Origin of the sequence: Pseudoalteromonas atlantica, assembly GCA_007988745.1 — a bacterium.
Classification (GTDB): Bacteria; Pseudomonadota; Gammaproteobacteria; order Enterobacterales; family Alteromonadaceae; genus Pseudoalteromonas; species Pseudoalteromonas atlantica.
This window is the reverse complement of the sequence record BJUT01000036.1, coordinates 1-13,476: the sequence shown is the minus strand read 5'-3', so window position 1 is coordinate 13,476 and position 13,476 is coordinate 1. Positions and strand designations below refer to the sequence as shown.

Below are 13,476 nucleotides of genomic sequence, written 5' to 3'. Positions count from 1 at the left end.
TTTTTTTATCAGCCTAGCAAAGCAAGCTTTGCTTAAAATACCCAAATAGCATGTAAAAAGGGCTGGTTTTCTATTTTATTAGTCCCTAACTTGTTGTACCAATAGCGCCACTCTACCCCTACCATCAACTGCTGAGGGTTTAAATTAAAGTTTTGCCCTACATCCCAATGCACAGCGGGTTGAGCAAGCAACCACTCATTAACTTTATTGCCTAGTTCGTCATCACGCCCAGAAATATATTCTACGTGGCCGGTAAAATAAAATGCTTGGCTAGCTAGTGTAAAAGGTGCACCCCATGCAAGGTCTATAAAAATGCTGTTGTCTTGCTTGGCTAGCTGATCTTTTTGCACGCCGCCGTTGGCATCAATATAACCTGCAAAAGTAGTTGTTAAAAAATCAAAGCCTGGGGCATCCCAGCTGAGCTTGATGCCTGGGGTATATTTCATTAACCCCTCTTCACCGGCGTTTATACCAAACACTAAACCTGTGTCTTTTATTGCACCATAACGCACAGAGGTATCAAAGGCTTTTGATAAGCTAAGTGTTGTGTACCACTCGCCATATATACCCGTATCTTGAAAACCATCACTAAGGCTGTCGTTTAAAAAGTCGATAAAAAAGTAGTTATCACCTAAGTCATGCTCTGAGGCATGCTCTATGGTGTAGGTGCGTGTAAATGACGACTCCCCGGTAAAGGGATTTAAGGCATCGCCAAAATTTGTGTGAAGCTGTGTGACGCTCCAATTTTCTGCTAGTGCTGAGTGAGACAAAAGCAGTATAGATGTTGTAAACAGTGTTTTTAAAAAATTCATGATTTATTTACATAACCCCAATTAAAATGCGGCGGGAGTATATCAGTGAGCATTCACCAACTAAAGAGATTAAATAAGTACAAAGGCTGATTTTTAAAATCTAAGCAGTAAAGCCCAGTAGCGCGGCTTTAAAAGAGCAGCGTTAGCCCTGTATAAAACACCTGAATTAATCATTACGCAGGTAATAAATAAGCACCTTTATATTTTTATACCCTTGCTTAGCTTATTTACCGGGTTTTATTTAGAGATTGTAGCGCATGCAATATTAAGGTGAGCTTTAAAGGCAATTTAATAACGGCGTGAATTGTAAGACTAAGCACATTAGGTCGCTGTATTACACAGACTATGCCTTATTGAGCATAAACAAATTTCAACTCAATCGATAAACAGCCACAGCTTTTTTACTACTGTGCACAATTTACAAAAATAAGTGCATAAAATTCATATTCTACGCCTCTCCCTTTTTAACCTTACGTACCCAAGTAAAAACAAAACATTAAATATCAATAACTTAAACAAATAAACTTGGTAGGCATAGGCTTTGCTTAATGTATTGCAAGTTAAATGGTAGCAATGGCTACATACAACAAATTACACAACGGGAGACATTATGAGTAACTCACAACACCCAATTGAATTTACAGCCCCAGGTATGGATAACGAATCAGCAAAAAAAACAATTGAAACACTCGATAACCGACTCGTAGCGCTTTTAGACTTACAACTTACTTTAAAGCATATTCACTGGAATGTAGTAGGCCCAAGCTTTATTGGTGTGCATGAAATGTTAGACCCACAAGTGGATGCTATTCGCGAAATGACCGACACCATCGCAGAGCGTATTGCTACATTAGGCGGTACGCCACAAGGTACACCTAAGTCAATTGTAGATCGCCGCACATGGGAAGAATACTCATTAGGTAAAGCCTTTGTAGTAGAGCATTTAGGTGCATTAGACAAAGTATACAGTGGCGTAAACGCCGACCACCGCAAAGCCATTGGCACGCTGTCTGAATTAGACCCAGTATCAGAGGATATGATCACCAGCCAGCTAGGTGACTTAGAGCAGTTTCAATGGTTTGTACGTGCACACATTGAATCGTCTGCAGGTAAACTAAATCATTAATTTATTACCCACTTTGCCATACAAGGAATGTTAATAAGAGTTAAAGGACTAATAAAGATACAAGGAGACGTTACATAAGTAGGTACAGGATGAAGTGCAAACTACAAGGACCCGTTGCTTATTACATAAAGGATGTAGTAAATGCACCAAGGATGACTAAAGCTTGCTAACGGATTTGGTAAACCTACAAGGATTGTTAAAATACAAACGCCTAGCCATGCTAAGCGTTTGTATTTTTTACCACTTTAAAGCTTAAAACTATCCCAAGGACCAGTAATAGCCAACGTTTTAGTTGGCATGTATACATTTACAAACAAGGTTTGCCCGTCAGGTGAAAAACACGCCCCAGCAAGCTCTGTTTGCGCATGCAATTTAGCAAAGTTATACACCTCTCCTTTAGGTGTTACCCCGCGTAAATGGTTATTCACCGTATCTGTGTATTGATCCTCACATACAATTAAATGCCCGTTAGGTGCTACCGTTAAATTATCACCAAAGTTGTATAACGACTCGTTTGTACTTTCTACAAATAGTTGTATTTTACCAGGCTCATTTTGCTCTAACTCAGTGCCTTCGTTTTTTGAAGGTGTGTACTTCATTACCTGACCTAACTGCTTTTTGCCCCCATTAGTACAGCAAAAATAAAGCTCATTTTTACCCCAATGTATTCCCTCTCCTCGTGCAAATAAGGCTGCACCTTTTTTATAACCTTGCTTACGTAGGTCATCATTTGGGCTTTTAGGGTTTGTGAGCGTTATCCATTCAACTAAAAGGTCGCTGTGTAGTGGCATGGCCGGTGAATCCCAATTTCGGCTATCAAACTGAGGCTGGTTTTTAATTACCATCGCTTGCAATGTGCCGCCTTTATTTAACTTACCGCGATGATGAGGAATAAACCGATAAAACAAACTATCGCCTCTATCTTCAGTTAAATAAACAATGCCAGTTTGTGGGTCTATTGCGGCGGCTTCATGATTAAAGCGGCCCATATCATATAATGGCTCAGGCTTAATTAAGCCTTTGGCGCTGGCTGGTACCTCAAAAATGTAACCGTGAGATTGAGACAAGCCATCGCTTTTATCCATAACGGTTTCTTCGCAGGTTAGCCAACTGCCCCATGGCGTTACACCACCTGAGCAGTTTCTTATTGTGCCACACAGCGATAAATACTCTTGCTCGCGTTTTTGCTCTTTTAAGTTATAAATTATATGGCTAGTGCCCCCAGGCAAAGCTACACCATTTTTAAATGAATCATAGGCTAAGGGGGTTTTGTGATTACTAATTAAATCAGATGCATTATTAATGTGTTTAGGCTGTAACTCATGGTTACGTATAAGGGCTACGCGTTCGTTATCTAATGCAATACAACCCATGCCATCGGCACGGTCGGGTACGTCTAAACCATCATCCATTTTATCGCCAAGTGCCGATATAACCCGATAACTAAAGCCTTTAGGTAAATCTAATAAGGCCTGAGGGTCGGCTATTAATGGGCCATAAGCAGGTAACTTTGTTGTTACTTCAGGTAAAGCAACGTTACCCATTGCGCTGCGCGATAAGCCAATAAACGCAAGCGAGCCTGCACTAAATAAAAACTCTCTTCTAGAAACCATTATTTTATTCCCGTGTTTTTTATTAAATCTATAGTAAAGGAAATAACCCGCTAGAAGTGCGGCGCTTTGCTAAATTCATCAAAATGTAATAATGTAACATTCCATCCGTACCAGATATCAGTTAATTCAACTTTAAATAATTGCCCTCACTGTTTAATAGTAGGATAGTAAGTTACTCAAATAACAACGGCTTAATTAGGAGTATCATGATCAAAGTATTACTAGCAACCAGCTTAATTGCCTCTTCATTCGCAGCTTTAAGTAATCCACTCACCGTTGAAGAACAACGCATCAGCAAGGCACAAACAGCTATGCCCACTGTGTTAAACGCCTTTAATAAAGAAGTAACCACCTTTGAGCAACAGTTTAAAGCGCTCAATAACTTTAAAGAGGCAAAGCAGCTCATTCAAACCTATAGTTTTGAGCTGTGGGAAAGCGCTAAGCAACGCATTATTAAAACTAACAATTACGACGACCGAGCACTTTACTGGGCGCGCTTGCTTTCAAGCAAAGTAATACGTACAACCGCAGCTAACGTTGAGCTATCTGACGCGCAAATAAATACGCTGCTAAGCATGCTTGAAGAGGGCAGCCGAGGCCGCACCGATTTAGCTTTTTCATCAGGCAGTGATAAAAAAATTATACTTACCGGATTTGACCCTTTTTTACTCGACAAAAATATCAACCAAAGCAACCCATCAGGGGTCGCCGCATTGTTACTCGACGGCCAAGTTATTAATTACAATGGCGTTAGCGCCGAAATTAACACGGTTATGGTACCAGTACGCTACGAAGACTTTGACCAAGGTATAATAGAATCACTCCTTGCCCCCTACTATGCACTTAACAACGTCGACATGGTTGTAACGGTTAGTATGGGCAGAACCGAGTTTGATTTAGAGCACTTTCCTGGTAAACGCCGCAGCGTAACCGCGCCAGATAACGCTAATATTGTCTACGGCGGTACGCAAACAAGCCCTGTTATACCCAAGCTAAATGGCCGCCCATTACCTGGTAATGAATTTGTAAAATTTAGCCTACCAGTAAGCGCCATGCAAAACGCCAAAGGCCCATATAAAGTAATCGACAACCGCGAAGTAACTACACTCGATAAAACCTTTAAAGCGGGCTCGTACGGCGCGCTTAAAAACAGTGTTGCAGTAAATGGCGGCGGGGGGGGTTATTTGTCTAACGAAATATCGTATCGTAGTATTCGACTGCGTGACGCGCTAAATTCGAGCATTCCTACTGGGCATATCCATACCCCGCGTATTCAACAATTTGAACCAGAAACAGAAGCCAACATAGTTAAACAAATTAAAGCAATGCTCACGCAAAGCTTAGTGGCATTATAATAAAGCTAAGTAATTAATATACATAAAAAAAGGGCAATATTAATTGCCCTTTTTTACTTTTGCGCGTTAGCTCTTCGGGTAGTTAGATGGGAAAAACGCACGTTTGGCTTCTTCATCAAACTCTTTTTTAAAGGCGACATCGGTGCCAATTTTGCGTGCACGCGCAACCGCTGGGCGGCTATCAATGCTTTCAAACCAACGCTTTAAATTAGGGTATGGCGTTAGGCCTTCTTCACCAAGTACTACTGGCGCTTTATCAATCCAACCCCAAGCAGATACATCAGCAATGGTGTATTCATCACCCACTATAAAGTCGCGACCTTCAAGGTGTGCATCAAGCACTTCGTAATGGCGCTGCGCCTCACGCAAGTAGCGGTTAACGGCGTAATCAAGCCCTTCAGGTGCCATGTGTCTAAAGTGTACACTTTGCCCCGAATACGGCCCAAGGCCAGATGCTATAAACATTAACCATGAAAGCATTTCGGCGCGATTCTCTACCTTACCTGCTAACTTACCGTGTTTTTCACTTAGGTACATTAATATAGCGTTCGAATCAAACACACGAGTTTCACCATCAACAATGGCAGGTGCTTTTGCGTTAGGATTGATGGCTTTAAACTCAGGTGTGTGTTGCTCACCTTTTAAGGTATCAAGTGGCACAAGTTCAAACGGCAGCCCTGTTTCTTCTAAAAACAAAGCAACCTTCATTGGGTTAGGTGTATGGTGAAAATAAAATTTGATCATAAAACGCTCCTAAAAGTGGTAGCTACGATTAAACCACAACTTGAGCAGTCGTTCAAAAAATAGTTAGCTAAAGTACTTAACCAAACAGCTCACTTGTATTAACCCTGCACCAATATAAGCAAATATAAAGCGTGCTTCTTCTTGTGCCTTTTTAATAAATGCCACGGCAAAAGTAACTACAATAATTATTACACTTAATGCTAAGCCATATAAAAAAGAGTCACAAAAGTGAGGTAAAACAGCAAGTAAACACGCAATAATTAATGCGCCATAAAAAGCTACAGGCATACGAACATTAAACAATACACCCAGTAAGGCAGATACAAACGCAGACGCATATAAAATTACAATATGCCTAGGCCACGCGTAACTTAGTGGATGTTTAAAATTAAAGCTTGTAGAGTTTAAACTAGTAACCGCAGACGAAGTCGCGTGTATAAAAATACTAACTAATAAAGCGCCGATAAAAAATGCAGCAAATGCCGAAACAGCACCGCCGCCTGTATACCCTGCTTTCTCTTTTTCTATCACTATAACCACAACACTCAGTGCCGCACTGAGCTGAAACCATTGCCAGTAATCGTTACTAAAAAGGGGGATTGCTGCAAAGCCAATTACGGGGACTAATATTTTGGCTTCTTCGTTTTTGTGTAATAAATAAAAAGCCATAATAGCTATATAAAACAATGCCGTTACATCAGGCATAAAATCTACTTCCTTTTAAATCTCAACACTATTTCTACATTTAGGGAATGCACTACAGCCAAAGAACGTATTTCCTATATTAGTACCTTTCTTTGCTTTACGTAGTACCATTTTCTCACCGCAACGTGAGCATATCTGAGTTTCTGAGCGTTCTTTTTTTGGCGCCTGCTTTTGTTCAATAATCGTTTTTACATGGCTTACATGTTGGCGATTTGTTTTAAAACTTGGTTTTAATTTTCCTCTTTCAATTGTATTTACTATATCGTTTTTAGTATTAGCACTAAGTACTCGCTCGGTTTTACTTTTAATGTACTCAATACCGCCGCGTGCAAATCTAACATTTTCAGGTAGTTTAGTTTTAAATGTGCTGTCGCCAATAAAAATAATAACCGAAAATAATGCGCTACTGTTTATACCTAAACACGACTCAAGTGTTTTTAAATGCTTGTAGTTTTGATGCAGGGGGTTTTGAAATTTTGATGAGTGTTTAAAAATTTTTTGTGTCCACATTTTTTGATTCGCTGAACCAAAAATCCAACCTTTCATGTTTTTAGTTTCCACCACAAACACACCAAACTCAGACACAATAATATGATCAATTTGCGTAGTGCCATTTTCAATGCCGTTTTCAAAAGTAGGCAGTGTCACATTTTTAATTAATGTGTAATCTGCCTTATTTAAAAACAGTTTAATTAGCACATTAACTTGCCACTCTCCCATCGCTCCTTTAAACCAAGGTGTTTTAAAAACCCCAATACAAATAAACAGCGGTATAAAATACCAAAGCTGGCCTAATAACGTGACCAAAATCGTAGAAAAATCCATATTTAGTTAATCCTTTAAGCTATACAAATGGCAATAATAGAGCCGCGAAATTTAAAAAATAAACTAGCAGTACAGGTAATAATGCACGTTCAATACTAAACACATTTCAGCATTGTTTTTAATACGCCCTTTCTAAGGCATGTTCATTAACATGTTCAATTAACTCAGGGAAAAATTCTAAAAACACCGTTTCTAACTCATGGTAGTTTTGCGCTATATCCTCAGCGGAACCTGCAAAGTTATTAGTAAAACGAATGCGTTTGGCTATGTTATCAAGCGCAAGCCCTACCCCTTCTATAGTTTCGTATTCTTTAAACCAATCGTTTGTAGTCATGCTGGTTACAACATGCTGCATGCGCGGTGGCATAACCGCTATGCGCTCATTTAAAAGTGCGTAGCTGCTGCGTTTAAAATCATTTAAAGGATGTTTGTTAAATTGCTGCCAATGCCTAATTAAAAAGTGATCAAACAGCACGTCAATCGCTACGCCGGCAAAGCGCTTTCGCTTGGGCGAAAAGTACTGCTTAGTGGTTTTTACTAAAGCGTGTGAGTCGGTAAATTTATCCACTAAGTAATGGTTTTCTAGCGCGCTTTTAACGCTATTGGGCAGGTATTCTGCGTGCCTGCGTCCACCAAAATCACCTAATAAATTGCCAAAGTGTGAATCGGCTGTAGGCTTTGCTAAGTAAAGGTGAGCTAAATAATTCAACGTAATCCCAATGGGTTTAAACAAACTTAATTTTGCCAAATAGTAACGCACATTTAAGCGAAACTCACACGAGTGTTTAACGCACTCTCTGTGTATTTACCTAACACTTTAGTTTGAAAATTATACAAATACTCTGTAAGGCCGTTGCACTCAATTCAACATTAAATATTTAAAATAGAATTATCAATTACTTAAAATTTAAAAATCGCTGGAATATATATTGCTACTTAGCGTATTTAGCACTCAAACATATATAGCTCTTTTTATTAGTGAGTAGTTTAAAGGAGCATAAAACATAGGTTAAATCAGTTATGGATATAGCTATATTTTTTAAGTCGTTACTACTACTGGCCTTTTTTTTAACGCTAGGTAATTTAATTAAGTACACATTTTTAAGGGGCTTAATTGTGCCCTCATCGTTAATTGCTGGTGTATTGGCTCTTTTATTAGGGCCACAATTACTTGGTGAGCATATTAATTTGTCGATCCAAGGCACTAATTTATGGATAGATGAAAAGGTCACAAACATATGGAAGGAGTTACCTGGGTATTTAATTGTAGTGGTGTTTGCAGGTTTATTTTTAGGTAAAAAAATACCTACAATTAAACAATCGCTAAACCAAAGCCTACCCAATTTAAGCTTTGGCTACAGCATTGCCATAGGCCAATATGTGGTGGGTATGATCACGGCATTATTAGTACTTGCCCCTTTATTTGATACCAACGAAGTTGCCGGCGCACTCATTGCGGTGGGATTTCAGGGCGGGCATGGCACCGTAGCTGGCCTGCAATCCACTTTTGAAAGTATCGATTTTGCAAAAGGTATGGACTTGGGGTTAGGTATAGCAACAATAGGCCTTATAAGCGCCATCGTATTAGGGACTATTATGTCTAACCGCACCGATGGGGGCGACCAAGAACTTGAAATTAGCCACGACGAAAAAGTAGAGGTAAAAGACCGCCCGTTTGGCCTGCACTTTGCTGTTTTAGGCACGGTTGTTATTGTTGCTTGGCTTATTCTTAGTGGCTTACAAGTAGCCGAAAAAAACCTTTTTGCCGATTCATCGGTAAAAATACTTGAGTACATGCCTTTATTCCCCATTGCGATGATGGTGGGTTTAGTGGTGCAAATAGTGCTTAATAAATCAGGCATGGGTAACTTAATTAGTCACTATCAAATAAATCTGCTTTCTAACCTCTCCCTCGATTTACTAATAATTGCCGCACTGGGTGCGCTTAACTTATCGGTACTTGCTAAATATTGGCAAAGTATTTTAATTTTAGGCGCAGTGGGGGTTGCCTATAGCGCAGCTATTTACTTTTTCTTTGGTGGGTGGTTTTTCCCAAAAGATTGGAAAGTGAGAGGAATTGGCGAGCTTGGGCAATCTATGGGCACTACGGCAGTTGGGCTGTTAATGCTAAAACAGGCTACCTCAAACCCAAGCGAGCATATTCGCCCCTTTAGTTACAAACAACCACTTTATGAGCCTGTGGTTGGCGGCGGTATTGTTACTGCCCTTGCACTTCCTGCCATTGCTAATTTTGGGCCGTGGGCATTTACTATTATTATGGCGGTTATATTAGCCTGTGTAGTGGGTGGTTTTGCCTTTTATAAACGCCGCAAACACAAAAGCGAGTAGCCTAATTGCGCTATAAAAAAGCCGCTACAACTTTTGTAGCGGCTTTTTTATGCATTGGTTTTTTACTTGTACCAGTAACTAATTATTCGACTTAACCCAATTTCCATTATCATTTTTACTGTAGCTATTTTTAACCGCAGACCAAGCCACTTTATGCGCTGTGGTTTCGCGGTCGTCGTCGTTTTTTCTATCGCTTGGGTCCTCGTAGGTATCCCACGCGCTATTAAACGCCTCTTGATATATCTCTTGGGCATGTTTAGGTAAGTTACTTTTTACCGAATCCGGTAACTCGTTTGTGTTTTGATAAGGCATAAATAATCTCCGTATTACTTAATTACGCCGCACGCAACACGTTTACCGCCACCACCTAATTTCTTGGGTTCGTCGGCATAATTGTCGCCCCCTTTGTGGATCATCACTGCGTGTTGTTTAAGCTGCTCAAGCTTGAGCCTTGGCGCTAAAACAGGCGATTTAGCTTCGCCGCGCTCATTTACAAATAACGCAGGTAAATCGCCTAGGTGGCCATTACTCCACGGTTCATCATGGTGTTTAGCGCTGTTAGGATCAAAGTGTCCACCAGCAGCACCGGCAGGTACAACTTTACCGTTTTTTTGCTTTGGCTCGCAGCTAGCATATTGATGAACATGAAATCCATGCTTCCCAGGCGTTAAGCCTTTAAGCGCTGGGGTAAATACCACCCCGTGCTCATTTTCTGTCAGTGTAACGGTGCCAAGTAACTCACCTTGCCCCGACTTACTTACTGCATGCATATCAACATCTACATTCGCCAATGCGCTATTTTGTAGCATTGCAGCGGTAATTAATATGGCGCAAGCTGGTTTAAAAATACGTGCTACGCTTTTTTTAGCGGTTGAATCAAACTGTAAACAATTCATCGTGCTCTCCTTATGTAGTATCTGTTTTGTAAATAACGCGACTGCTCAGTTATTAGGTACAATCTCTATACCAAGCTCACTGTAGGCAAAAAATTTCACCTGCGCTAAACGTAACGCATTGATTAAAAATAAAATAAACAAGACTAGATAATTAACCACTACACATACTTAAAATTTACTGCGTGTTTTTGCTTAAACGCTGCACAAAAACTAGGGCAAATTTACAAAAGAAATGACAACTTTACAGGCTTAACACGCCCACCCGCCTAATACTAAGTACCGCTCAAAACGGGTAAAAAAGCAGCTTAAACGCTTAATAGCGCATTTACTAATACCGCGCTAAGCCAATAGCACAGCGCGTTTAATCAAAATACGCGCCTATGCAAACGATAAAATAAACCATGCTCACCACGCCTGCTGCGCTATCGGTATACTAATTGCTGAACATACTAGTGTTATTAAAAGGGTTATAGATGACCCTATCGCTATTAAACAATCGAGGGAATTATGAGTAACAAGCAACTAATTAAAACACTAGGTATAGGCCTAGCCGCCGCATCAGCTGGCATGCTAACCAGAAAAAGTTTACAAAAGTCGTGGGAAAAGGTAACCAACGAGCCCGCCCCAAAAGACAAGCCAAGCGAGCATACAGATCTTAAAGAAGCCGTTACATGGGCGGTGGTATCTGGCATTGGTGCAGGCGTGGCAAGAATGGCCGTACATTATGTGCTCGACAAACGTAAATCTAAGTAAGCTAATAGCTACTAAAGTGCAACGTAAAAAAGCATAAAAAAAGGTGAAACTAAGTTTCACCTTTTTTATTATTTTAAACTAATTAGCTTTACGCGGTAGACACACTACTCGCGCCTGCATTTTTAAGTATTTCTTCAATCGCGCTTTTGTTATCGCTGTTGTACTTAACACCAATTAATATAGAGCCTTTCTCAATGGCGTCTTCGTAAAATTTAACTTCGTGCTCAGGAATAAACGCCCCAATAGCAGCGCCTAAACTTCCGCCAACCGCAGCACCAGCGCCGCCCGCTGCAAATGCAGCCACTAGTGGGCCTGCTACTAATAAACCTGTACCACCGGTTGCCACGGTACCTACGGCAGTAAAACCGCCAACAATTGCAGCAATAATACCACCAGACGCTGCACCAACAATGCCGCCTTCAGCCGCTTTGGTTCCCTCGTCTAAGGCAAAGTCTTCCTTTGCGTATGAGTCATTGGCTACAATGCTTATATCAGCTTCATTAATACCTAATGCTTCTAATCTATAAATAGCCAGTGTTGCTTGTGATGCGCTTTCAAATAACCCAGTAATAACCGTGCTCATAATAACTCCTTTATTTATTTAAAAAATACAGCTATTACTAAGCAAAACCTAAACCACTTAAATTATTATTACTAATCAATAAGTTAAAGAATAAACCCAAACTACTGCTTTCATTTACACAGTAAATATTGCTAACCGTTGTAAAAAACTCCTACCACATAAATAAATACACTAACGCTTAGCGGCTCTATATAACGCGTTAATAAACTCAATTACTTAGACCAAGTAATTTCGGCTAATTGATTAGTAGCCGTTTGATGAATAATTAAGCCGTTATTGCCCATACGCATGTGCCTAATTAAGCCAGAGTAAACCCCTTCTTTACTCGGAATTTGCCAGCTTTGCATGGTTTGAGTTTTTAAATCAAACCTAACCAGCGTTTCGGGGCGCTTAGCCGACTCATTAAACCAAATAGCATTATCGGCATATTCAATGGCATACGGGTGGCTGTTTTCGCCGCTGGGGTTATCCCACTGCGTTATTTTACCGTTTTTGGGGTTATAGCGTCCAAGTTTACCCATGCCAGAGTTTACATAAAACACCATATCATCAGGCGTAATAGCAAGGCGCCTAGTATGTGTTTTAGCACCTGGGAGTTTTATTTCGCTAAGCTCCATGGTGTTTTTATCAACTTTAACCAAACAGTTACTGCCATTACACGACACCCACGGCGTCCCGTTTGAATCAAGCTTTATACCATAAGGCCGCGAGCCTTTAGTGGGTAAAGTAGCAAGTTTAATATCACCGCTTTTAGGGTTTAGCCTGCCAATCATGTTGCTGTGCTGCAGGGTAAACCAAAATATACCCGCATCATCAAACACGCCTGTATGCGGGTCACGGGCGTTTTTATCAGGCATTTTATACACTTTAAATTTTTCGGTTTTTAAATCTAAATACCCAACCGTGCCATTTTTATTACCTAAAAACCAAGGGGTTTGGTTTTTATCAAGCGATACACTGTGCGCATACGTACCACTTGGCAAAGTGTACTCTTTCATTTCACCGGTTTTAGGGTTTAACCTACCTAAAATATTGCCCCACTGGCCAACCCACCAAATAAGCCCGTTTTTACCTTGCACAGGGTCGCGAGCGCGTTGCCCAAGCGTAGGCACTTGCCAGTATTTAAAGCTAAGTTTTAAATCGCCTTTAACCACCGTTGACTCGCGCTTAGTGTTAACAGGGTAATGCTTAGCTAAATACGCGCTAATATCTTTACTAAGCGCAGTACCCTCGCCGGTATCAACCATATAGCTTATGAGTGTTTGCCAATCCGCTTGGCTATAACCCGCACTGCGCTCAAGGTTGTTTAAACTATGGCAACTGGCACAAAGCTGCTCAACTAATACCCCAGGCTCATTACTCAATACAGGTAACGGCGCAACCAAAATCCCTAGCGCAGCCATAGCCGCAACGTGTTTTTTAAATAAAAATCGATTTTTACGCATAACGCCCTCCCTTGTTTTTAATATTAAAGCATAGGGCGAAAGTGTTTACTATATGAGCACTTTTAGCTTTTAGCTTTTAGCTTTTAGCTTTTAGCTTTTAGCTTTTAGCAGAATAGTGTCGCTTTTATTTTCGGTGTGGAAATCATTATTTTTTGGGGTGTAATAGTAATTTAGGTACGTTTTCTTGCTTAAAAAAATAAAACAAACTCCCTCTACATGTAAAACCAAAAAGTTTGTGCTTTCGGCCAACGCGCTAGCAAGCTAAGCGCC

At 40.4% G+C, this 13,476-nt stretch carries 14 protein-coding genes; 4 read left to right on the top strand and 10 right to left on the bottom strand.

What is annotated here, in order from left to right:
- Positions 1–32: 32 nt before the first annotated feature.
- Positions 33–812, bottom strand: a complete 780-nt coding sequence (locus PAT01_RS14015) for a nucleoside-binding protein (protein WP_055252763.1) — start codon at positions 810–812, stop codon at positions 33–35.
- Positions 813–1,422: 610 nt separating this feature from the next.
- On the opposite strand from PAT01_RS14015, the gene dps reads away from it, so the two are divergent.
- Positions 1,423–1,938: a DNA starvation/stationary phase protection protein Dps gene (gene dps / locus PAT01_RS14010; RefSeq protein ID WP_004587573.1), complete on the top strand. Its 516-nt coding sequence runs from the start codon at positions 1,423–1,425 to the stop codon at positions 1,936–1,938.
- Between the two features lie 245 nt (positions 1,939–2,183).
- Here dps and PAT01_RS14005 read toward each other — a convergent pair whose 3' ends face one another.
- Positions 2,184–3,551, bottom strand: coding sequence for an alkaline phosphatase PhoX (locus PAT01_RS14005; RefSeq protein WP_154945666.1), 1,368 nt, complete (start codon positions 3,549–3,551; stop codon positions 2,184–2,186).
- Positions 3,552–3,757: 206 nt separating this feature from the next.
- Here PAT01_RS14005 and PAT01_RS14000 point away from each other — a divergent pair, with 206 nt between their 5' ends.
- Complete coding sequence (locus tag PAT01_RS14000; protein WP_154945665.1) at positions 3,758–4,906, top strand: hypothetical protein; 1,149 nt, start codon at positions 3,758–3,760, stop codon at positions 4,904–4,906.
- A 66-nt stretch (positions 4,907–4,972) separates the two neighbouring features.
- On the opposite strand, the gene PAT01_RS13995 is transcribed toward PAT01_RS14000, so the two are convergent.
- The 4 genes from PAT01_RS13995 to PAT01_RS13980 all read right to left on the bottom strand — a co-directional run bounded on the left by PAT01_RS13995 (position 4,973) and on the right by PAT01_RS13980 (position 7,889).
- Positions 4,973–5,650: a glutathione S-transferase family protein gene (locus PAT01_RS13995; protein WP_154945664.1), complete on the bottom strand. Its 678-nt coding sequence runs from the start codon at positions 5,648–5,650 to the stop codon at positions 4,973–4,975.
- A 63-nt stretch (positions 5,651–5,713) separates the two neighbouring features.
- Entirely contained in the window at positions 5,714–6,355 is a 642-nt protein-coding gene (locus tag PAT01_RS13990; RefSeq protein WP_154945663.1) for a hypothetical protein, read from the bottom strand.
- A 15-nt stretch (positions 6,356–6,370) separates the two neighbouring features.
- Positions 6,371–7,180 carry an NERD domain-containing protein gene (locus tag PAT01_RS13985; RefSeq protein ID WP_154945662.1) on the bottom strand — a complete coding sequence of 270 codons (810 nt, stop codon included), beginning with the start codon at positions 7,178–7,180 and terminating at the stop codon, positions 6,371–6,373.
- Between the two features lie 118 nt (positions 7,181–7,298).
- Positions 7,299–7,889, bottom strand: coding sequence for an acyl carrier protein phosphodiesterase (locus PAT01_RS13980; protein ID WP_154945661.1), 591 nt, complete (start codon positions 7,887–7,889; stop codon positions 7,299–7,301).
- Between the two features lie 311 nt (positions 7,890–8,200).
- Here PAT01_RS13980 and PAT01_RS13975 point away from each other — a divergent pair, with 311 nt between their 5' ends.
- On the top strand, positions 8,201–9,529 hold the full coding sequence (locus PAT01_RS13975) for a sodium/glutamate symporter (RefSeq protein ID WP_154945660.1): 1,329 nt from the start codon (positions 8,201–8,203) through the stop codon (positions 9,527–9,529).
- 78 nt (positions 9,530–9,607) lie between these two features.
- On the opposite strand, the gene PAT01_RS13970 is transcribed toward PAT01_RS13975, so the two are convergent.
- Both PAT01_RS13970 and sodC read right to left on the bottom strand, forming a co-directional pair.
- Positions 9,608–9,841, bottom strand: coding sequence for a ChaB family protein (locus PAT01_RS13970; protein ID WP_121637933.1), 234 nt, complete (start codon positions 9,839–9,841; stop codon positions 9,608–9,610).
- Between the two features lie 14 nt (positions 9,842–9,855).
- A complete protein-coding gene (gene sodC, locus PAT01_RS13965; protein WP_154945659.1) occupies positions 9,856–10,425 on the bottom strand; it encodes a superoxide dismutase family protein in 570 nt (189 codons plus the stop codon).
- A gap of 507 nt (positions 10,426–10,932) precedes the next feature.
- Here sodC and PAT01_RS13960 point away from each other — a divergent pair.
- Complete coding sequence (locus PAT01_RS13960; protein WP_004587585.1) at positions 10,933–11,178, top strand: DUF4235 domain-containing protein; 246 nt, start codon at positions 10,933–10,935, stop codon at positions 11,176–11,178.
- An 88-nt stretch (positions 11,179–11,266) separates the two neighbouring features.
- On the opposite strand, the gene PAT01_RS13955 is transcribed toward PAT01_RS13960, so the two are convergent.
- Entirely contained in the window at positions 11,267–11,761 is a 495-nt protein-coding gene (locus PAT01_RS13955) for a hypothetical protein (protein WP_054982822.1), read from the bottom strand.
- A gap of 212 nt (positions 11,762–11,973) precedes the next feature.
- On the bottom strand, positions 11,974–13,206 hold the full coding sequence (locus PAT01_RS13950) for a Vgb family protein (RefSeq protein ID WP_154945658.1): 1,233 nt from the start codon (positions 13,204–13,206) through the stop codon (positions 11,974–11,976).
- Positions 13,207–13,476 lie beyond the last annotated feature (270 nt).

What these genes read in the sequence shown, in the direction of transcription:
- PAT01_RS14015 (WP_055252763.1), bottom strand. Translation starts at nt 812, where the DNA reads ATGAATTTTTTAAAAACACTGTTTACAACATCTATACTGCTTTTGTCT.
- dps (WP_004587573.1), top strand. Translation starts at nt 1,423, where the DNA reads ATGAGTAACTCACAACACCCAATTGAATTTACAGCCCCAGGTATGGAT.
- PAT01_RS14005 (WP_154945666.1), bottom strand. Translation starts at nt 3,551, where the DNA reads ATGGTTTCTAGAAGAGAGTTTTTATTTAGTGCAGGCTCGCTTGCGTTT.
- PAT01_RS14000 (WP_154945665.1), top strand. Translation starts at nt 3,758, where the DNA reads ATGATCAAAGTATTACTAGCAACCAGCTTAATTGCCTCTTCATTCGCA.
- PAT01_RS13995 (WP_154945664.1), bottom strand. Translation starts at nt 5,650, where the DNA reads ATGATCAAATTTTATTTTCACCATACACCTAACCCAATGAAGGTTGCT.
- PAT01_RS13990 (WP_154945663.1), bottom strand. Translation starts at nt 6,355, where the DNA reads ATGCCTGATGTAACGGCATTGTTTTATATAGCTATTATGGCTTTTTAT.
- PAT01_RS13985 (WP_154945662.1), bottom strand. Translation starts at nt 7,180, where the DNA reads ATGGATTTTTCTACGATTTTGGTCACGTTATTAGGCCAGCTTTGGTAT.
- PAT01_RS13975 (WP_154945660.1), top strand. Translation starts at nt 8,201, where the DNA reads ATGGATATAGCTATATTTTTTAAGTCGTTACTACTACTGGCCTTTTTT.
- PAT01_RS13970 (WP_121637933.1), bottom strand. Translation starts at nt 9,841, where the DNA reads ATGCCTTATCAAAACACAAACGAGTTACCGGATTCGGTAAAAAGTAAC.
- sodC (WP_154945659.1), bottom strand. Translation starts at nt 10,425, where the DNA reads ATGAATTGTTTACAGTTTGATTCAACCGCTAAAAAAAGCGTAGCACGT.
- PAT01_RS13960 (WP_004587585.1), top strand. Translation starts at nt 10,933, where the DNA reads ATGAGTAACAAGCAACTAATTAAAACACTAGGTATAGGCCTAGCCGCC.
- PAT01_RS13955 (WP_054982822.1), bottom strand. Translation starts at nt 11,761, where the DNA reads ATGAGCACGGTTATTACTGGGTTATTTGAAAGCGCATCACAAGCAACA.
- PAT01_RS13950 (WP_154945658.1), bottom strand. Translation starts at nt 13,206, where the DNA reads ATGCGTAAAAATCGATTTTTATTTAAAAAACACGTTGCGGCTATGGCT.